The sequence below is a fragment of the Limosilactobacillus pontis genome (genome assembly GCF_002940945.1).
Taxonomy (GTDB): Bacteria; Bacillota; Bacilli; order Lactobacillales; family Lactobacillaceae; genus Limosilactobacillus; species Limosilactobacillus pontis_A.
In genome coordinates, this window is record NZ_PNFV01000004.1 from 135,356 (window position 1) to 155,586 (window position 20,231).

A 20,231-nucleotide genomic window follows, 5' to 3' on the forward strand; every position below is an offset into this window, starting at 1 on the left:
AGTCAAAGTCGACTGCCCATCTTTTGGTTTAAGCTAAGAAATCATCGTTATTGCTATCATTAATCGCTGTGAAGTCATCGCTGGCACTAGCATGTCCACCTAACGGTTCGCCATCACGGATCTTTTGAATATTGCCGAGCCCACAAGCTACTCCGCGGTTACCATTGGTGTTAAAGGCGTAGAAGTTAATGGAAACCCGAGCATAGCAACCACTGTAGACTTCGTTTTGGTCGAGAATTGGTTGGACATGCTTGTCAACAATCTGTGGTGCGGTGATAGAATTAGCGTTGATAAAGTAGCTGTTCTGATAAGCTTCATCATCACGTTCGACATCACCATCGCGGAGTGGCAGTTTTAGGGTAGCCTTGTTTGGCTTCTTGTCACCAAACTTTCCAATTCCTTCCTGGATGGCAGCATCGATAGCTTTTTCGATGGCAGTGACTGTCTTTTGATCGGACTTGGGGATGATTAGACTAACTGAATACTTTTCCTTACCACCATTGATAGACTTTGGTTCCCAGACGTTAGCGTAAGAGAGACGAGTGTTGATACCAGTAACGACTTTAGTTTGTTGTGACATATTATTTTTCCTCCTTAAATTCATCTTGTGGGTTTGATTTGCCAATACTCTGACGCCGATCATAATTTGGTACTAAAGTTGGTTTACCCGCAGGTTTAACAATTTCTTGACTAAACAGTTCGGTGAATTTTTTCTTACCGACCTGTTTTTCTAGTTTTTTAATCGGTAATAGCTTCTTTTGGTAAATATCATGGTAGCCATGTTCTTCAGCAATTTTTGCTACGGCTGCTTCATCCTTGTAATGACGCACAGACCGTCCTTCGACAATTTTGTAGCCGGGCCATTGCTTACCATGATTGATGGCTAAGTTGGCAGCATAGTCTTTAACTTCGTGAGCCCAGCGGTTTAAATCGTCGATATGCTCGAGGACCTCAGTAACCTCACTATCTGTTAGCAAGTTCGGTGACCGTAGTTGAAAGCGGGTGAGCTTGTGATGATAGTCATAACGGGCTCGCAGTACAGCATTGCAAGCAGAGAATTGGCACCAGGGGCCATAATGGACGGTGCCTTGACCAGCGAAAGCAAGTTCGGCTTTTTCTTTTAACTCGGTATTGGCCCAATGCATTAGCTCTTTAGCGTTAATGGTCCAGGTACTAATATTGGCCATGCGAGGTTGAAAGATTGTCGTTTCAACTTCATCTATGTTATATAGACTACCGAACATCTCTAATGCTCCGACGGCATAAAGTTTCATCTGTGGATTGTTCTGGGCTTCCACTCGGACACCCTTGCCATATTTGAAGTCGATAATGTGGAGTAGGTGATCAGAAACAATTACGCAGTCGCCAGTACCAAAACCTTCAGGAACATATTTAGAGAAATCCAGTTTCTGCTCTACCTTGATCGTGGCATCAGGTGCATACTCCTTAGCTTTATGATATTGTTCCAGGACATAGCTTGCGTAATCATCAGTTAGGTCTTCCATCTCATCTGATTGGTAGTCAGAAGTAGGACGCTTGAATTTGTCACCAAGCAAGCGATGAATTTTATATTCACCGAGGGCATGGGCAGCCGTCCCTTCAGCAGCTACATTAGAAGTAGTGTGGGGGAAGTATTGCTCTAGTCGTGGGAGTGGTGAAGCACTTAGCCAACGATTAGCACTGGAAGCTGATAATAATGCGTGGTGGGTTGGTGAACTCATTGTCCTAATCCCTCCGCACTGTAGTAAAGATCTTCGTAATCTTTAGGGTCCACGTCAGAAAGCTTCTCCGCATCAAACTTATGGAGCAAAGCTTTAACTTGGTCGGTATAACCTTCGGCGCTCTTCTTTGCTAGCATCTTGCGGACAGTTACTTTATCTTCAACTGGATCGCGCTTTGGCTGCTCATCTTTAAATTGCTCTCCATTTTGGTTGCTTGATAGCAATCCATGAAGGGACAGAATAGCTTCTTTGGTCTGATCGATTAAGTTCTCAGCTTCCTTGAGTTTCAAATCAAGATCATTCATTGCGCTCATAGGAATCCTCCTTTACTTCGTTAATCTGTAGCTGTTGAACATCTTTGCCAAGTGCGATCACCATCAAGTGATGTGCTTTACCAAGCAGCAAACGCAGCAGTCGTTCACGGATCGTGACGTTGCGCATGTCGATGATGCCATCTTGAGGGTGCTTGGTAAGCTTAATTGACACTTTATTAGCCATCTTTTATCTCCTTTCAAATAACTGTGTGGGTCATTCCTCACATCTATTTGCCAGGAGAAGAAAAAAAGTGAACCATCTCTGGCTCACTTTTTCTTAATTACTTTTGATCCCGTAGAATTGTCGCAGCTTTGCTAAGCCAGCTTTAACATGTCTACCAGCCATGACATTACTGATACCCATATTGTTGGCGATTTGCCTTTTTCTGAGTTTCAGACAGTAGTAGCTCAGGACAGCATACCGCTGTTTGACAGTTAAAGTCTTTAAAGCATCTGGTAATTGATTAGCTAATTGTTGGCGTAGTTGATTGTCTTCATTTTTAATTAACATATCTAACAAATAATCTTTCCCGTAAACAGACGTGATTTCCATAGAATACCTATCCGCTAACGTATCGATTGCATTAATGTCTGGATCTTCTAATGAAGTAGCAAAGAACTTGTCTTGATGCCTTTCATTTCGATGATCTGAATTGTATTGATCATGATTAAAGTCAAATACAATATTTCCCTGCGCTTTGGTAATTGTAGTTACCTGCTTTCCCATGTGCTTTACCCTAACGATTAACTTGCCGTCCTTTTCACCGATTAATTCATACTCACTGTTATCTGTTTTCATTAATAAAACCTCCATTCCGGTCTCCCGAAACGAAGGCAAAGGACAAAAAGAGCCACTGGTAGTGTGCAAAACAGTCCGAAACTTATTCGTTTCGGGACTGCAGCAAACCTTCCAGTGGCTGGTTGCAGTTAAAGTATTCAATTTGGTAAGCATGCTGGAACATCGTTAGCTTGACGATGCATGCTGAATTAAATAGATAAAATTCACGATCGCCTAAATAATATTGAGAAACGTATATGTAAACGGTATACTTAAATAGTGAATTAAATCATTATCTTTAATTCACAATTAGTATATTGGAAACAAGAATTTGACCCCGGACAGTTTGAGACAAAATCGGGCATTTTTTGTCCGAAAGTAGAGTGTGATTAATATGGAATTTTCTGATTTCTTTGACATAATGTGGACTTACCTGGCTGACCCAGAATCTAAAGAAAGCAACAAAGAAGGCCGACCAGAGTTCCTTAAAAATTTAATTGATATGTTGATCCGTGAACCGCAAACAGAAGAGGAAGACCAAAAAGCGGAAAACGGAGATTTAAATCCGTTAAATAATAAGGAAGCAGACACGATTAATAAGTACTGTTCTGGATCCAGAAAAATTCCAAAAAAAGATGCAAAAGATATCTTGAAAAGAATCAGTGATGGAAATCGATTTTTTGAAAGAATTGTTTTTGCAGCTCCTGGGGCAAAAAAAGGTATTAGAGATGAACTTAGAAAAAGAAGTTTTAATGTTACTTCTGCTTCATTAGGTAAAGTATGTTTTGACATAATGAAAGCCTTCCTAGAAAAATTTAAGGAAGGAAAAAGTTCTGTGACTGAATCCGATATTGCAGATGATAAAAAGAATGTTACCTACTTAAAGTTAGTCCACGATGTTCGATTTAAATGTCCACTATGTGGACGAGAATTGATTACTGATGGAGATACTGAAGCAATTGCAGGATATGATGTGGTCCATATTTTTCCAGCCAATCTATCAATGGAAGGTAAAGCAGAATTTTCCAAAATAAAAAAAGCACCTGAAAATTCAGATGCTTTGGAAAATAAAATTCCCTTGTGCTTAAATTGTGCAAATCTTTATCTCGAGAATCCAACATTAAAGAATTATCAAACCTTAGTTAATGAAAAAAGACGTATTGATATTGAACACAAACTCGCCAAAGGACTTAATCAGTTAACCTTAGAAGATAATTTAATCAAAGTTATAAAGGGCTTAAAAGAGATAAAGCCCGATAAGATTACTAATCCCATTTCTTATGATGCGCATAAGATAGAAGAAAAGATTAACAATGACTATCCTTTGCAAGGTGCTGTTCAATTTTATGTTATGGGTTACTACAACAAAATAAGAGATCAATTCTCAAGTATGGAGGGTAACTCGTTCAGTTTTGATGATCTGGCCACAACAATTAAATTGGCATATATCAAATTTAAACGAGAAGGATTAAGTCAGAGTGAAGTTTTTAATCATCTGGCTCATTGGATTCTTGAAAAAGAACATTTGGAAAATGATTTTATAGAAGCGGCGAGAATTTTAGTTGCTTTCTTTGTACAAAATTGTGAGGTGTTTGAAGTTGAAATTGCCCAGTAAAGTTACTGATTATAAAGAGAGTACACTAGCCAATCTACCTAAAATTTTAAAAGCCTTAGATAAGGATGCTATGAATCCACAACAACTTTTTGCAGCCACAAAAAGATATTTTGATGATGTTGGCGAATTTGTTGAGTCCTTAGATTGTTTATTTACTTTGGGTAAAATTCGCATTGATAAAGAGACAGGTGTGATACACAGTGTTAAAGCAAATTAGTTGTGATCAATTTATTATTGATGGAAAGGTTCGAGGACCAATAAATTTTGGTAAGGGGCTAAATGTTGTACTAGGTGGAAAGGGTGGAACTAATTCAATAGGGAAATCTACCTTTTTAATGATCTTAGATTTCGTGTTTGGAGGGAATGATTACGTAAAGAAGGATAGTGACGTTCAAAAGAACGTTGGACAGCATACTATCAAATTTATTTTTGAATTTAATGGTAAAGACTACTATTTTTCAAGATCCACTGAGGATTTTCAAAACATCAATGTCTGTGATGAAAATTTTAAGCCTTTAGCGGATAAAAGGATGACAAGGGATGAATATTTAAAGTTCTTGTCTAAAAAATATAATTTGGACCTACCTGGATTATCTTTTAGAAACGCTGTTAGCAGATTTATTCGGGTCTATAACCGTCAAACAGTGAATGAAAGAAGACCGTTGCAAGCTGTTAATCAGGAACAAGGCAAGCAACAGGTTTATAGTTTGTTGAAACTATTTGATAGATATTCTCCGATAGAGGCGAGGGAAAAAGCTGCAAGTGACGCTGATAAAGCCTATAAAGTATTTAAAAATGCAGGTGCGTTTAAGTATGTGCCAATAGTAGATACTAAAAAGCAGTTCAAAGAAAACGTTGATAAAATTTCTGAACTTAAAGATGAGCTATCTGATCTAGAATCAAAAAATAATGAAGGAACATTAAATCTAGATGAAATACAGGCTGAACATCTTAGAAGTATTAGAGAAGATTTATCAAAATTGAGAGATTACAAGAATACATATATTAGTAGACTTAATGTTGTTAAGGCTAATGAGCAAGCTGGGCCTGGTAAATTTAGAAGTAATTATCGAGAATTACAACAATTTTTCCCAGACATTGATTTAAATAAGATAGAAGAAATCGACAAGTTTCATCATCAAGTTACCAAGTTCTTGAAAGAGGAATTTGAAAAAGAGAAGAACTCTTTAGAGAAAAATATTAGTGAAATTGATCATCATATTAACGAGCTAGTAACTGAAGCAAGGAAAATTAAAAATCAACAAGCTCCTAACGTTCAAACGGCTATTCTTAATGACTATGCTGATAAAAAAGCTGAACTTAAAAGGTTGGAAGACGAAAATAAAAATTATGAGAAGAAAAAAGAACTTAAAGAAGCGCAAAAAGATCAAAATGAAGCTTTAAAAACAACTGTGAATACTCAGCTTGCGGAAGTTCAGCACTTACTAAATGAAAAAATGGCCAAGCTAAATGAAGAGATATGTGGTTCATCCTCTTTTCAGCCGCCCCATATTGAATTAAAAGCTAACAATTATTCCTTTGAAACTATTAATGATCAAGGAACAGGTACCTCATTTAAAGGTCTAATTCTTTTTGATCAGGCATGCTTAGAGTTAACCAGATTACCGTTCTTTATTCATGATTCTTTGATGTTCTCTAACATTGAAATAGATCGCAAGGATAAGATCATTGAAATGTATGGAAAGGAAAATAAACAGGTTTTCATTTCTATTGATACTATTGATCTTCTTTCAGACAAGGCACAACAAATTATAAAAAAGCACACTGTTCTTACGTTAGAGCGTGGTGGTAAAGAGTTATTTGGGAGATCTTGGAATGAACAACAATCAAACTAAGTTAAAAATCAACTATAAGATGAGCTACAAAAAGTTATGGAAGTTACTAATTGACAGAGGCATGCAAAAAAAGGATTTGCAAAAACAATGTGATATTAGTGCAGCATCTATTGCTAAGCTAGGAAAAAATGCCAACGTTACTACAGATCTTTTAATGAAGATATGCTCAGGGTTAAATTGTAACCTTGCCGATATTTGTGAAACAGAACGCATCAACACAGGAGAATAATTAATGCAAACAGATAATGAAAGATATAACGAAACTGTGCAGCCAAACACAGCTTTCTTAAATGAACTGAAAGAAAAGCTACCTGAATTTTTTACCAAGGATGGGTCTTTTGATCTGGATAAGTTTAAGGACCAATTAAAAGATAAGAATGTCAATGAATTAAGTGAAGGTTATCAGTTAGATTTTATTGGTAAGGATTACGCTCGGCGCCAAGCTGGTGAAATGCCATCAACTGTAATTGTTCCTGATGAAAAGCAAAATCAGGGTGAGGGGAAGGACAGTAAGAACCTGTTCTTTACCGGCGATAATTTGGAAGTACTGCGTCATTTGCAGAACAACTATCAGAATAGAATCGACGTCATTTATATTGACCCACCATATAACACGGGTAGTGATGGCTTTGTTTATCCCGATTCCTTTGAATACAGTGACGACAAGTTAAAAGACATGTTTGGACTTGATGATGATCAGGTTGAGAGATTAAAAAGTATTCAGGGTAAATCAAGTCATTCGGCATGGTTGACATTCATGTATCCCAGACTAGTTTTAGCCAAAAGATTGTTAAATGATAATGGCGTTATATTTATATCGATTGACTCGAATGAGCAAGCAACTCTTCGAGAAATACAAGAAGAGATCTTTGGTGAGAATCAGTTTATTGCCGAAATAGTTAGAAATACAAATAGTTCAAAAAATAATAGTTTGTTTATTTCTACTAGCCATGATTATTGCCTTGTTTATGGAAAAGATAGACAATCATTAGAAAAAAAGTATGCTGAAAGAAAGTGGAGTGTTTATAAAAACAATATTTCTGAGTATCTAAAGCGAGTTAAAGATCTCCAGAATTCAGGTTTAACAAATAATGAAATATCTGATGAACTGAAGCAATTAACAAAGTATCCACGATTTATAGATTTTACGAACTATTGGTATATTGATAAAAGAGGACTTTATAGAAAAGATAATATTGGTGGTGTAAAGAATGGAAATATGGAACCATTATATAATCCCATTACAAAAAAGAATGATCCCGTTCCACCCAATGGTTATAGGTATAGCCCAGAAAAATTAAAAGAGCTGGTCAAAGAGGATCGTATACATTTTCATACGGATGGCAGTTTACCAGCTGTTAAAAGGTATTTGAATGAAAATTTGAAGCAGAGGCCCAAAGCCATTATGAGCGATGATCAGAGGCCTGATGATAAATTACTAAAATCATTTAAGACCCCTTTTAGCAATCCAAAACAGTTAGCGTTTATTACTAGAATACTAAGTATTTTTCCAAGCGATGCTACATTTTTAGATTTTTTCGCAGGGTCCGCTACAACGGCTCATGCAGTGATGAGTCTTAACGCTCAAGATAACGGAAAAAGGAAATTTATAATGGTTCAGCTCCCAGAAAAGACGTATCACACAAATAAAGATGGAAATGAAGTACCAACTGATGGGGGAAAGGAAGCTTATAAATTAGGGTATAAATCAATAGACGAAATTTCACGACGACGTATTAATATGGCTGCAAAAAAGATTCGTGAGGATAATGAATTAACCTTGCCAAAAGATTTTGATGGCAGTTTTAAGCACTATCGAGTAGTAAAGCCAGTCAAACAAACCCTAGAAGAAATTGATGACTTTGATCCAAATAACACCAATTTATTTACTAACATGGTCGATGGATTTTCTAGCAAGAGTTTGGGTATTGATGGGGATGCTACTGGGGAAGAAACGATTCTTACCACTTGGCTTGCAAAGGATGGTTATTCCTTTGATGCTGACGTTGAGGAAGTTAAGTTCGGCAATTACTCGGCCCACAAGGTTGAAGATAATCGACTTTACTTAATCAACGAAGGCTGGAGAGCAGATCAAACTAAAGAATTACTCAACCAACTTGGTACTTGCCAATTAGAAATCCAAAGTGTGGTTATTTTTGGCTACTCCTTTAACGTGGCAGAACTGCGTGAACTGGAAAATGGCTTAAAACAGCTAGACAGTAAAGTAACTTTAATCAAGAGGTACTAAACCATGAAGATTAAACTAGAAACTTTACAACACCAAACTGATGCCCTAGCTGCTATTGATAAAGCTTTCCCAGGCATGGATACCATGAGTAATAATCCAGATGCTAATTACATTTATGCCAATCCACTGATTAGGTGTCGTTATAGGGATGAAGCCAATATTGACATCAAGATGGAGACGGGAACTGGGAAGACCTATGTCTACACCCGGATGATGTATGAAATGCACCAAAAGTATGGCCTATTCAAGTTTGTCATTGCTGTACCGAGCCCAAGTATTAAGGAAGGTACTCGTAGCTTTATTAGTAGCGATTATGCTAAGCAGCACTTTAGCGAATTTTATGAAAATACCCGGGTCCAATTAAACGTCATCGACGCAGGTGACTTTAGTGCGCGTTCAGGACGACGCAATTTTCCGGCCCAGCTATCAGAATTTGTGGAAGCAACACGGCAGAATGCAAACCAAATTGAAGTATTGTTAGTTAATCAAGGGATGCTGCATTCTAAATCTATGCACCGTGATGATTATGATCAGACTCTTCTTGGTGGCGAAACTTCACCAATTAAGGCCATTGCGGCAACTAGACCTGTAGTCATTATTGACGAGCCGCAGCGATTCCCACGGGGTAAAAAGTTTTATGAAGATATTAAAGCAATGAAGCCCCAATTAATTGTCCGTTTTGGGGCTACTTTCCCGGAAACAACTACTGGTCGGGGTAAGAACAAAGTCGCTAAGATTGATTACTATCGTGGTGAACCTCAATTTAACCTTGACGCCGTTGATAGTTTTAATCAAGGCTTAGTCAAGGGGATTGATATTGATTATCCTGACATGACTGAGGAGCAAGCAAATAATCTATATAAGGTTAAGCAGGCCAAGGCTAAGGAACTTATCCTTATCAAGGGCAGTAAGGAATACCCGCTTAGTGTAGGTGAAAATTTAGCGGATGTTGATCCAGGCTTTGAGGGTAACATTACCTATGCTGGTGGAACAGAACGTGAACTATCTAATGGACTAGTACTTTCAAAAGATATGAAGTTGATTCCTGGTACCTTTGCCCAGAATTATCAGGATGAGATTATCTCCCAAGCATTAGATTGTCATTTCAAGGCGGAGGAAGAAAACTTCTTGCGCTTAAATTCAGGTGATAACGCCCCTAAAATTAAGACACTGTCTTTATTCTTCATTGATAGTATTTCTAGTTTTCGTGGGGAGAATAATGGTAAGGGTTGGCTTGCCCAACATTTTGAAGCTATTTTAACTAAGAAGCTAAAAAAGCTAATTGACCGTTATGAATTAGCCATCGATGATCGAGAAAAGGAATACTATGCCTTCTTACAAGCAACATTAAAAAGTTTACAGTCAGAGCATCAAGACATTTATGCTGGTTATTTCAGCGAAGATCGTGGAAGTTCAGATGCTGATATTCAAGCTGAAGTTGAAGACATTTTAAGCAATAAGGAAAAATTGCTTAGTTTCAAAGATAAGGATGGCAACTGGCTGACTCGTCGCTTTCTTTTTTCAAAGTGGACGCTACGTGAAGGCTGGGATAATCCAAATGTCTTTACGATTGCTAAGTTACGTACTTCTGGTTCAGAGATTAGTAAGATTCAGGAAGTTGGTCGTGGCTTACGTTTACCAGTTGATGAAACTGGACACCGTCTTAACCAAGATGAATGGCAAAGTCGATTGTCGTTCTTGATTGGATATGATGAGCGTGATTTTGCCCAGAAACTGGTTGGTGAGATCAATGACGATTCACCAATTAAGTTGAACCAAGAAGAACTTACGGATGATATGATCAAGCTGATTATTCAGGCCAAACAAAAAGCTGATCCGCAGTTTAATGAAGATCAGTTGCTTGATGATCTAGACGAGCACAATGTCATTACACGCTCTAACAAATTTAAAGAAAATGTCGAACTGGATGGTAAGACAATGTCTGGTTATGATGCGTTGTGTCATCTTTACCCAGAGCTTGTGCAGAAGACTAAAGTGGCTAAAGATAAGGTTCGGGATAAGAATTCAAAGGATAACACAGTGGTTAAGCTGCGAAAACAAAACTGGCAGCAATTGAAAAATTTGTGGCTGCAATTGGCCAAGCGACAGATGATTAAGTTTGACCCATCAGTTAATCAGGATGCCGAAACTGTGGCTCGTAATGTCTTCAATGATAGTGATAATAAGATTTTTGTCTTACAGCGGCCGCAAATGGTCCACCAAGAAGTCGTTACTGATAATAGTTCGGCGTCTGTTCGAGAAACGCAGGCAGATTACAGCACTGAATATTTGACCATGAAATATGGTAAATTTCTTAAAATCCTGGCCCAGCAAACAGACCTCTCTGTAAACTTATTGAACAACTTAATGATTAAGGCCATTAAGAGGTTAAGGAATAATACCAACTACATCAATGAAAAGACACTGGGGAACTTAATTCGAACTTTTAATAATCAATTTAACGAACGAATCAAGACTTCTTATAGTTATGAACCCTTGAAATTTTCAGCTTCTACTTCGATTTATAATGCCAAGAAACATGAATTTGTAGATTCAGTACCTGCTAGTGTCCTGGGTGTATATCAGTCAAATTCAACTTCTGATGAAAAGTACTTGTATGATCGGCCACCACTACGTTATGACAGTGCTGATCCAGAATTAAAGATTTTACAGCGCTCATATGGACCTAAGATTAGTGTCTTTGGTAAGTTACCAAAGAAGGCAATTAAGATACCTCGCTTCGATAACGGTACTACTACACCCGACTTTATTTTTAAGATTGAACATGGTAGTAAGCCAATCTATTTGGTGATCGAAACCAAAGCTGAAAACATGCGTTTAGGTGATGAAGAAATAAGGATTATTCAACAAAAGTACTTCGATCATTTAAAGGAATCTGGAGTTTACTATCAGATGGCTACTAGCGAGCAGGAAGTACATGATTTGATCAATAAATTGGAAAATGGGGAGTTGAACTGAAATGTTGTCGCTAATCGAATTAGCTAAAGAGGGAAAGTTAGAGAAAACCGGTGCCAAGCCCAAGTTACCGATTAAGGTTGATGGGGTTAGCTCTGAAACGTTGGATGTTTACAAGATTCCACTAGAATATGTCTATTACAACGATAAGAATGGACGAATTGCGACCGGAATCTCTCAGTATCGCGATGAATTACACCCAGCAAATGATCAAGAAGATCCGCAATATAACAATTTTGTTGCTAAGTTGATTGAACAGGATAATTCATCAGCATTAAAGCGGACTGAGAAATCGATCCAAGAATCTGGTCAACAGGTTTATGGTTATGTCCTTGATGATGGTCGGATCGTTGATGGTAATCGTCGTTATACTGCCTTACGTGATATTCACCAAACGTCTGGGCGAACGGTTTATTTTGAGGCCGTTGTTTTACCATTCTCATATGACAACACTACTGAACGAGCTAAAATTAAGAAATTGGAATTGGCCATTCAGATGGGTGTTGAAGAGAGGCAAGATTATGACCCGGTGGATTTGGCAGTTGACATTTACCAGACTACCAGTGGTGATAACCCAATTATGACCCAAGCGGATTATGCAGCTGACTCACATATGCGTCCGACAGAAGTTAAGAAATATTATGATGGTGCGGTCTACATGAAAAAGTTTCTAGAGTTTATTGGGGCTCCAGAAAATAACTTTAATATTATCAAAGAAAGCAAAGTTTGGTCGCTGTTCTATGAAATGGGTAAGTCACTGTCCAAAAATTTTGGTGATGATCCAGAGTCACAAGTTCGTAAAAATGAAACCATGAATTCTTACTTTGGCGTGATCCTTTATCAAATTCACGTGGGCGTTAGTGGGAATACTGCCAGAACTCATATACGTGAATATAGTAAAAATATCGTTAACAGTGTGGATAACGAAGACTTTAACGATGATGTTGCGGACATGGTGGACGATTTATCCGACTCTCTCCAGGATGATGAAATTAAGAACACCTCTGATTTAATGCAGAGTTTGACTGATGAAAATGAAACGGTTGAATCGCTAGGGGATACATTTGATACCTACATGCGAAATGCCCGCAACAGTGAGTCTGTAGATAAGTTCATTCGCAATATCAAGCAGAATGTGAAATACTACCATGATCTGAATGAAGATGGCGGATTAATTGGAAGTTTACGTTATAACGAGGTTAGTGAGGATCAGTTAAAGGAACTTCAAAAATATATGCGGGATTTAAATCAATTAAGTAAGGAGTTGTTCAGCAAGTATGGAGACGAAATCAGATAGTCCAATTATCATTAAAAATGATACGGGCCTGTTTCAATTATTAGATGACGATCGCCATACTCTGAAAACTAAGACTGCTCAGCGCGGCTTGTCAATTTTTGCTCCTTACTTCGAAGATGCTAAACAACGAACATTTAAACAAGATTTGACTTATGTTCAGTTACTTGAATTAGTCAAGAAGCTTAATCGTCGTCTGAAGCGTAAGGGATTACCCGAAGTCCAAACGAGTAATAAGTTTGATCAGTTTGTACAGCAACGACAGTATTACATTAAAGAACAAAGTCAGGCTGGGTTAACTATCAAAGATGGTGATCCTCGTTGGCAGCAAGAGTTTGATAATTTCAAAACAACTGTTAGTCAGGAGATTACGCGACCACTAAAACCAGAACAGGAAAAGGCTAGTTTCTTCATGACTATCATGAAACGGGCCGCTAACTTTTCAGTTCCTGGTGCGGGGAAGACTGCAATGATGTATGGAACTTTTGCCTACTTGTCTAGTCCTAGAGTGAATGAAGTTGATAAGCTCCTTGTAGTGTCACCATTAAATGCATTCGCTGCCTGGCGGACAGAATTTGAAGCTGTGTTTGGACCAAAACGGCAGCTGCATTATCTTAATATGCGGGATAAGAAGTACAACAATAATCCTGGAGTAGTTAAGCATGATTGGGTTCAAGCAGATGTGATCACGATTAACTATGAATCTTTACAAAGTAAGCTGAACATCATCAATGACTTACTGGATTCTAAAACTATGTTAGTTTTTGACGAAGTTCACCGAGTAAAAGGTATCGGTGGTCAGCGTGCTAAGGCTGCTCTAAGCTTGAGTCAAGCGCCGCATTATCGGTATGTTTTGACTGGAACGCCAATCCCAAACGGTTTCAGGGATATTTATAATTTCTTGCACTTGATGTATCCAGATGAATATTCCTCATTCTTTGCTTGGGATTTAACGACCCTAAACAACATTGATTCTGAAGACGTGAATAAGAAACTATCGCCATTTTTCTGGCGGACCAATAAGCAGGACCTTCATGTACCGAGACCAGATCCAGACATTATTAAAGAAGTAGCTCCTTCAAAAAATCAGGAGCTACTAGCACAGGCAATTTATGAAAATGAAAACGGAACTCTAGCAACGTTTATTAGGTTGTTGCAGGCTTCCACAAACCCCGAATTGCTGGCAACTAATATTAACTATAAAGAACTAGGACTGGTGGATGCTGATTCCGGTGTTTGGGATAAACAGTCATCTACTGTGGAAAAGGAAAACGCCAGCAGTGGGGATGCGTATAAGAAATATAATTTAGCCCAAGTTGAATCTCCTAAGTTTGAAATGGGGATTGACTTAATTGATAAATTAGTTAGCCAAGGCAAAAAAGTCCTGGTCTGGGGTATGTTTGTCGGAACAATGCAGAAGATTACTGATACTCTAAATGGTATGGGGATCAAGACCACCTTGGTTTATGGGGCCACTCCAAAGCAAGATCGTGAAGGAATGATTAATAATTTCCGGACCGGTGATGTTCAGGTACTTGTATCAAATCCTAATACTCTGGGGGAATCTATTTCTTTGCACCAAACCGTACATGATGCTGTCTATTTTGAATATAATTTCAATTTAACTTTTATGCTGCAGTCACGGGACCGGATTAATCGTTTGGGCCTACCTGCAGATCAATATACCCGTTACTATTATCTGATGACTAAGGGTGATGTTGCCCACATGAGTTTTATTGATAGTACGGTGTACAAGAAATTGAAGGATAAAGAAAAAGTTATGCTTGATGCCATTGATGGTCAATTGCTTGTCCCTGAATATACTGATGACTATCTGAAAGAAGTTAAGGATATTGTAATGGGAAGGTATAAATAAAGGAGAATATTGGGTATGGAAACTATTGTCCCATCAGTTGATACAACTAAGGAAGAATTACAAGAACGAGTAGATTACATGGTTAATACGGCCTCACACCTTGAAGAACTAGCTGAAACAGATGAACATGAAGCAATGAAAGAATTTATCGCGTTAAAAAATTTTGCATATGAAGAGTATCATGTGTTAACTTTACAAAAAAATGAAAAAGCAGTTAATAGTAATGTGCATTTATCCAATTATCGAGGATTTTTTACACATTTACATTTTACGGCTGGGAAAGTGCCCCTTAGACTTCTTCACTGGAATCTTGATGAATTCCATCAGGCAAATATGGGGTTTAGACTTTAGTTTTTTCCACAAACGCTTTAAGTTTAATTTGTGGCCTTTTATGTTCCCACAAACCAATAAAATATGGAATCTGCTATTAATCCCTAAAATGTGAGCAATTCCGGCATTCTGTAAGCGAGTTAACAAACACAATGTTTTGGGTTAAGAAAAGATAATGGGTTAGCGTAGCGGCTAATCCGGAATGTGTAATTGACAACATAAGGTCGTGGCATGTTGAATCCGTAACAGTGCTTGAACGTACAGATAAGTAGGTAACAAACGCCGGTACTACGACATTCTTAATAAATTGAAAGTGTACTAATTTCTTCCTTGATGATTGGAATTAGTGTTTGGGGCTAGTGGGTTGAATAGAAAGTGTGCCGGATTCTTTGGTTGTGTGTGCAGATGCCCAATTTGTAAAAAGGAAGTGGGGGACATAAAATAGGTAATTTGGGCGATTTATAGTGGGCGCAAAAGGGTAATTTTAGCAGGGAAACAGTAATTACCGCCTAAATATTTGCTCATTTTACTAAGCATTTTCTTGACCTTCCATGGTTTTGTATAATTGAAGGTGAGAAATGAGGCGAGACCATTATGAAATCTAATAAACGTATTAGGTACGGCTATATTTTACAAATAGTGGTAATAATCGGAATACAAATTATTAGCCTTTTAACTCAACCTTCGAGGTTTGTTACGGCTATCGTTTTGATAATTATTTTGGGAGCATATTTGACTGATGAATACTTCTGCCTATCAGGAACAATTCGTAAAGTAAATGTGATTGTTCAGATACTATTCCAACCATTTGCTTTTTCATATACGGCTGGGACTTTATTAACACTCATTACCCCTTTTAAAATTATGCCGGTAGTCAGTCTCTGTATTTTAGTTTGGTATACAATATCATTTTTTCCATATATTCAGCAATTTATTGCTCCAATTAAGAACAATGGTTTACGGCTATTCTGGCTTATTTATTTCTTCCAGATAGCGATTTCACCATTAGCTTATTTTGGAATAACCTCTTCGACTAATCCTTGGTTTGGGGCCTTCTTTTCAACTGGTCTGATTGGTGCAGTTGCGTATTCGATTGGTCTAATAAAAACAATGCAGGCTTGGCACTTTGGTGATCCAATTATATTAATTAAGAACCGTTCCAAAGATAATGTTTTAGTGATTTCAGTTTTTGCCATACTAGTTGCCTTGTTCATATACAGTAATCTAGTGAACATCAATACTTGGGCTAAATTAAGTTCACTGCGCTTTTGGCAATTGTTGTTAGAAGCAATGGAAGCGGGAATCGGTGAAGAAGTATTGTGCCGATTTGGTATTTTGACCTTGTTATTGTATTTTGTTAGGAAACTAAGCTTAAGAATACCGATTGCCATTATTGGTAGTTCGCTTCTTTTTGGCCTGTTTCATTTCTTAAACCTGACAGGTCAGGGGTTGGCGTTAACGATCTACCAATTTTGTTTTACCGCTGTATCAGGTATTTTCTTCTCATTATTATTCTTATATTCGGGCCATTTAGAGCTTGTTATTGTAATTCATTTTATGATGGACTTGCTTTCATATAGTGCTACTGGCGATTCGTCATTGAGTGGTAATATTACCTTGAGTGAGTATCAGTCAGTTATTAATTTAACTTTCTTGATGTTGGTATTACTGATTTGGATGATGTTTGGCAAGAGGCATCAAGTAATGGAAAAACATGCTAAGCTATTAATATCTAGAGGAAACGACAAGTAGTTTATAAAAACGGTAGGAAACTATATCACGGGTTATATCTTAACTTTAATTACTTCACCATCTTTGAACGTGAGATTCATATACGTTGGAAGATGGTGATTTTTAGTATCTTTTAGTAGAGCTATTTTTTGTCTAATTATTACTGAATGAATTTCTCAAATATAAATGAAAAATACTGGATACCGTGATACAATACTCAAAATTTAACGACGATATGATAGATGGACTAAAATTAGTAATATATTTTTGTTGGACAAGTTAAAGGAGAAAAACAATGACCCAGATAAATTTTGGGGATGACTTAACGTCCCAATTGACAAACGAAAAGGGCGCTCAGGCGCGGAAACCCTTAAAAACCTGGTTTATCAGTCCAATTAATGTTGAAGGTCAGACCTACTACCTCCATGTTGAAAAGTTAACGGGGCTGTTAGTGATTACTAAAGAGCTATCCTCCTTCACTGAAGTTTTTGCGGGCGTTCTTTACTCCATGGGGTTCCTGACGGAGAAGCAACAAGACCGTATTTTCGATCGAGTAGTGGATTCCGTTCAGTATCGTTATAACCCAGATGAAACAAGCTCAATGATTGCGGTATATAAACAATGTATCCACGATCACCAAGCAGAGATTACAAAGGTAACCAAAGCAGGTGTTCAACTACCGGAAGATATGTTCATGAGTGACCTTTCTCTTTTCCTGATTACGATGCTCGGTGAACAGGGGAGCCAGGTGCTAAACCATTTTTGCCAAATCGTTAATGAAGAAGTACCGATTAAGGTGGCTAAGCCCCGGTCTGGTGCAAAATATTGCACAGTTAAACCCCGATTTCGTGATCCACGGGACTGGCAGGAATTTACGGGTGAACTCTCCACAGATAACCCAACTGTTGTAACAGCGATTAAAAAGAATAATCAAAAGATGATCAACCATTTTCTTAAGAGCCGGGATGGTGAGATGATTATCAACCATGGGGCAGCCCGCGCTGTGCTGGAGGGTTACCTCAACGACTATTTGCTGCATGAACAGATTCGCTTGGTAACCACTAACTTAGCATTGGTGAATGTCTATTACTGTTTTATTCTGATGGCTGGGCAGGATGACTTTCCTATCGAGGTTTTCGAACGGTTCTTTACCTTCTTGAGCCGCACGGGAATTGTTAGTCAGGCGACGACGCAACACGTTGTGGACAATATGCAGGGTGCATTGGAAACTTTTGATCTTAATTTGGGCGAAACGTCCGGTGATCAAATAACCGAACTAAGTGACGATGAGATTGATCAGCTCTTTACTGACCTTCAGGAGTTTAATCATCAAGAAGGTCAAGATAGATCGCAATCCATTCATCCTGAACGGTTAGGATTAACATATGAAGTTACAGTTACCTTGAATGACTTTAAGCCACTGATGTCGAGGAAGTTTTACATTGCTGGCGATCAGCCGATTGCTAATTTGCAAGCAGTGATCATTGAAATATTCCATGGTAATTTTGAACATATGTATGATCTTGTTAATAAACAAAGTGGTGACTATTTTATCCTACCTGATTTTATTGATGAGGACTTTCTACCAGGCGGTGGGAAATATAATGTTGTTAATGCCGAAGCAGCGACAGTCTCAATGTTAAATAAAGGCGATCAGCTAGTATTCCATTACGATTATGGGGATGACTGGGTATTTAACGTTAAAATTAGTAAAACAGTTGCTAATTATGTTGGCTATCAGCCAATTGTGGTGGATGCCCATGGTTATGGCATCATTGAAGGAATTGGCGGTGTTGGTGGATTAGAAAATTATTACCAAGACTACCTGCATGGTCGGGTTGATCCGGCAATTAAAGAATGGCTCGGTGGTGAATTAATTGACCTGGATAAGGTTGATATTAATGAACTTAATCACCAGTTGCGGATACTTGAAGAATGAGATGAAAGTCTCTATACACGACTGGAAATTATTTCAGGAGCTCCATAGTAGTCACGTCAATCTCCCTATAGTATAATATACTTATAAAAAGTAAGTAAAAGGAGAGCCCCATTATGCAGACAGTGAAAAATATCATTATTGGTTTTGGTAAGGGTGGTAAAACACTAGCCAAGTTTCTTGCTCAAAAGGGCGAAGAAGTATTAGTTGTCGAAAAGTCTAAGCAAATGTATGGTGGTACTTGTATTAACATTGCCTGCCTACCATCTAAGCGGTTAATCATTGAAGCAGCTAATGGTGTGGACTTTGTTGAAGCCGTCGACGGTAAGAATGATATGACTGCCATGTTGCGAAACAAGAATTATCATATGCTAGCTGATGAAAAAACAGTAACGGTGTTGGATGGAACGGCTCGTTTTACTAGTAACCATCAAATTGCGGTTACCACTGATGATGGGGTTCAAGAATTTACCGGTGAGCGTATTTTTATTAATACAGGTGCGCAGCCGATTATTCCAAATATCCCGGGCTTACAAGAAAGTTCTGCCGTTCTAGATTCGACGGCAGCCATGGAACAAACTTCACTGCCTCAGCGCTTGGTTATCATTGGCGGCGGATATATTGGCTTAGAATTTGCTTCTATGTTTGCTACGTATGGTTCTAAAGTGACCGTTCTGGATAATCATTCTGACATTCTTCCACGAGAAGATGATGATATTCGGGAAGCAGTCAAGCAGGATTTACAGCAAGCAGGCATTGAATTGGTGTTAAATGCACAGGTAAATCAAGTCGCGGATCATGTGGTTACCTATGAACAAACTGACAGTCGCCACGAGATTACTGCAGACCGAATTCTTGTTGCTACTGGTCGGCATGCTAATACTGCAGAATTAGGATTGGAGAATACTGATATTCAATTAGACCCACGTGGTAACGTAATTGTTGATGACTATCTCAAAACAAACGTTGATAATGTATGGGCAATCGGTGACGTTAAGGGCGGTCCTCAATTTACCTATATTTCTCTGGATGACTTTCGGATTATTCGTGATCAACTATATGGGGATGGTCAACGCCGCATTAGTAATCGGATTAACGTACCAACCACCGCATTCATTACGCCACCGTTGTCGCAAGTCGGCTTGACGGAAAAAGAAGCCACAAAACGTAACGTCAAGTACAAATTGAAGAAACTACCCGTGGCAGCGATCCCCAAAGCACGTGTCCTTAAGGATCCCCGAGGATTATTTAAGGCGCTGATTGATCCTGACAATGGTGAGATCCTGGGTGCAACTTTGTACGGCCCAGAAAGTCACGAATTGATTAATACGATCTCACTGGCTATTAATAATCACATTCCAGCTAAAGTATTGGCTGAACAAATCTACACACATCCGACGATGACGGAAGCGTTCAATGACCTATTTAAATAAGATCAAAATTATATTAGTTGGATAAAGTCCTAACTAGATAAGGGATTTTGGTAAACAAAATTACCTAAGTAAAAGCGTGACCATAGTTTTTTCAAACCGTGGCCACGCTATTTTAAATGGTAT

Annotated in this window: 17 protein-coding genes; 12 read left to right on the forward strand and 5 right to left on the reverse strand. The window is 38.2% G+C overall.

Going from position 1 to position 20,231, the window contains the following annotated elements:
- Window positions 1–28 precede the first annotated feature (28 nt).
- The 5 genes from CK797_RS04690 to CK797_RS04710 all read right to left on the reverse strand — a co-directional run bounded on the left by CK797_RS04690 (window position 29) and on the right by CK797_RS04710 (window position 2,834).
- Window positions 29–604 carry a DUF2815 family protein gene (locus CK797_RS04690; RefSeq protein ID WP_104688605.1) on the reverse strand — a complete coding sequence of 192 codons (576 nt, stop codon included), beginning with the start codon at window positions 602–604 and terminating at the stop codon, window positions 29–31.
- Window positions 582–1,721 carry a DUF2800 domain-containing protein gene (locus CK797_RS04695; protein WP_104688606.1) on the reverse strand — a complete coding sequence of 380 codons (1,140 nt, stop codon included), beginning with the start codon at window positions 1,719–1,721 and terminating at the stop codon, window positions 582–584. Before CK797_RS04695 ends, CK797_RS04690 begins: the two co-directional genes overlap by 23 nt.
- Complete coding sequence (locus CK797_RS04700; protein WP_104688607.1) at window positions 1,718–2,035, reverse strand: hypothetical protein; 318 nt, start codon at window positions 2,033–2,035, stop codon at window positions 1,718–1,720. Before CK797_RS04700 ends, CK797_RS04695 begins: the two co-directional genes overlap by 4 nt.
- Window positions 2,019–2,219, reverse strand: coding sequence for a hypothetical protein (locus CK797_RS04705; RefSeq protein ID WP_104688608.1), 201 nt, complete (start codon window positions 2,217–2,219; stop codon window positions 2,019–2,021). Before CK797_RS04705 ends, CK797_RS04700 begins: the two co-directional genes overlap by 17 nt.
- A 93-nt stretch (window positions 2,220–2,312) precedes the next feature.
- On the reverse strand, window positions 2,313–2,834 hold the full coding sequence (locus CK797_RS04710) for a sigma-70 family RNA polymerase sigma factor (RefSeq protein ID WP_104688609.1): 522 nt from the start codon (window positions 2,832–2,834) through the stop codon (window positions 2,313–2,315).
- Window positions 2,835–3,207: 373 nt separating this feature from the next.
- Between CK797_RS04710 and CK797_RS04715 the strand changes: the two genes are divergently transcribed.
- The 12 genes from CK797_RS04715 (at window position 3,208) to CK797_RS04770 (ending at window position 20,108) form a co-directional block, all read left to right on the forward strand.
- Window positions 3,208–4,428: an ABC-three component system protein gene (locus CK797_RS04715; protein ID WP_104688610.1), complete on the forward strand. Its 1,221-nt coding sequence runs from the start codon at window positions 3,208–3,210 to the stop codon at window positions 4,426–4,428.
- Complete coding sequence (locus tag CK797_RS04720; protein ID WP_003652749.1) at window positions 4,418–4,645, forward strand: ABC-three component system middle component 7; 228 nt, start codon at window positions 4,418–4,420, stop codon at window positions 4,643–4,645. The genes CK797_RS04715 and CK797_RS04720 overlap by 11 nt, the downstream gene beginning before the upstream one ends.
- On the forward strand, window positions 4,629–6,284 hold the full coding sequence (locus CK797_RS04725; protein ID WP_075667494.1) for a DUF2326 domain-containing protein: 1,656 nt from the start codon (window positions 4,629–4,631) through the stop codon (window positions 6,282–6,284). Before CK797_RS04720 ends, CK797_RS04725 begins: the two co-directional genes overlap by 17 nt.
- Complete coding sequence (locus CK797_RS04730; protein WP_011678941.1) at window positions 6,265–6,513, forward strand: helix-turn-helix domain-containing protein; 249 nt, start codon at window positions 6,265–6,267, stop codon at window positions 6,511–6,513. The genes CK797_RS04725 and CK797_RS04730 overlap by 20 nt, the downstream gene beginning before the upstream one ends.
- A 3-nt stretch (window positions 6,514–6,516) precedes the next feature.
- On the forward strand, window positions 6,517–8,532 hold the full coding sequence (locus tag CK797_RS04735; RefSeq protein ID WP_104688611.1) for a site-specific DNA-methyltransferase: 2,016 nt from the start codon (window positions 6,517–6,519) through the stop codon (window positions 8,530–8,532).
- A gap of 3 nt (window positions 8,533–8,535) precedes the next feature.
- Window positions 8,536–11,511 carry a type III restriction-modification system endonuclease gene (locus CK797_RS04740; RefSeq protein WP_104688612.1) on the forward strand — a complete coding sequence of 992 codons (2,976 nt, stop codon included), beginning with the start codon at window positions 8,536–8,538 and terminating at the stop codon, window positions 11,509–11,511.
- Window position 11,512: 1 nt separating this feature from the next.
- Window positions 11,513–12,805: a hypothetical protein gene (locus tag CK797_RS04745; protein ID WP_104688613.1), complete on the forward strand. Its 1,293-nt coding sequence runs from the start codon at window positions 11,513–11,515 to the stop codon at window positions 12,803–12,805.
- The gene (locus CK797_RS04750) at window positions 12,786–14,678 is read left to right on the forward strand and encodes a DEAD/DEAH box helicase (protein ID WP_104688614.1); all 1,893 of its coding nucleotides are present in this window, start codon (window positions 12,786–12,788) and stop codon (window positions 14,676–14,678) included. Before CK797_RS04745 ends, CK797_RS04750 begins: the two co-directional genes overlap by 20 nt.
- A 15-nt stretch (window positions 14,679–14,693) precedes the next feature.
- Window positions 14,694–15,029, forward strand: a complete 336-nt coding sequence (locus CK797_RS04755) for a hypothetical protein (RefSeq protein WP_075667499.1) — start codon at window positions 14,694–14,696, stop codon at window positions 15,027–15,029.
- A 573-nt stretch (window positions 15,030–15,602) separates the two neighbouring features.
- On the forward strand, window positions 15,603–16,760 hold the full coding sequence (locus CK797_RS04760; protein ID WP_104688615.1) for a CPBP family intramembrane glutamic endopeptidase: 1,158 nt from the start codon (window positions 15,603–15,605) through the stop codon (window positions 16,758–16,760).
- A 274-nt stretch (window positions 16,761–17,034) separates the two neighbouring features.
- Window positions 17,035–18,678, forward strand: coding sequence for an IS1096 element passenger TnpR family protein (locus CK797_RS04765; RefSeq protein ID WP_104688616.1), 1,644 nt, complete (start codon window positions 17,035–17,037; stop codon window positions 18,676–18,678).
- A gap of 113 nt (window positions 18,679–18,791) precedes the next feature.
- Window positions 18,792–20,108, forward strand: coding sequence for an FAD-dependent oxidoreductase (locus CK797_RS04770; protein WP_104688617.1), 1,317 nt, complete (start codon window positions 18,792–18,794; stop codon window positions 20,106–20,108).
- The last annotated feature ends 123 nt before the right edge of the window (window positions 20,109–20,231 follow it).

Coding starts and splice junctions, on each gene's coding strand:
- CK797_RS04690 (WP_104688605.1), bottom strand. CDS start 604: ATGAATTTAAGGAGGAAAAATAATATGTCACAACAAACTAAAGTCGTT.
- CK797_RS04695 (WP_104688606.1), bottom strand. CDS start 1,721: ATGAGTTCACCAACCCACCACGCATTATTATCAGCTTCCAGTGCTAAT.
- CK797_RS04700 (WP_104688607.1), bottom strand. CDS start 2,035: ATGAGCGCAATGAATGATCTTGATTTGAAACTCAAGGAAGCTGAGAAC.
- CK797_RS04705 (WP_104688608.1), bottom strand. CDS start 2,219: ATGGCTAATAAAGTGTCAATTAAGCTTACCAAGCACCCTCAAGATGGC.
- CK797_RS04710 (WP_104688609.1), bottom strand. CDS start 2,834: ATGAAAACAGATAACAGTGAGTATGAATTAATCGGTGAAAAGGACGGC.
- CK797_RS04715 (WP_104688610.1), top strand. CDS start 3,208: ATGGAATTTTCTGATTTCTTTGACATAATGTGGACTTACCTGGCTGAC.
- CK797_RS04730 (WP_011678941.1), top strand. CDS start 6,265: ATGAACAACAATCAAACTAAGTTAAAAATCAACTATAAGATGAGCTAC.
- CK797_RS04735 (WP_104688611.1), top strand. CDS start 6,517: ATGCAAACAGATAATGAAAGATATAACGAAACTGTGCAGCCAAACACA.
- CK797_RS04740 (WP_104688612.1), top strand. CDS start 8,536: ATGAAGATTAAACTAGAAACTTTACAACACCAAACTGATGCCCTAGCT.
- CK797_RS04745 (WP_104688613.1), top strand. CDS start 11,513: ATGTTGTCGCTAATCGAATTAGCTAAAGAGGGAAAGTTAGAGAAAACC.
- CK797_RS04750 (WP_104688614.1), top strand. CDS start 12,786: ATGGAGACGAAATCAGATAGTCCAATTATCATTAAAAATGATACGGGC.
- CK797_RS04755 (WP_075667499.1), top strand. CDS start 14,694: ATGGAAACTATTGTCCCATCAGTTGATACAACTAAGGAAGAATTACAA.
- CK797_RS04760 (WP_104688615.1), top strand. CDS start 15,603: ATGAAATCTAATAAACGTATTAGGTACGGCTATATTTTACAAATAGTG.
- CK797_RS04765 (WP_104688616.1), top strand. CDS start 17,035: ATGACCCAGATAAATTTTGGGGATGACTTAACGTCCCAATTGACAAAC.
- CK797_RS04770 (WP_104688617.1), top strand. CDS start 18,792: ATGCAGACAGTGAAAAATATCATTATTGGTTTTGGTAAGGGTGGTAAA.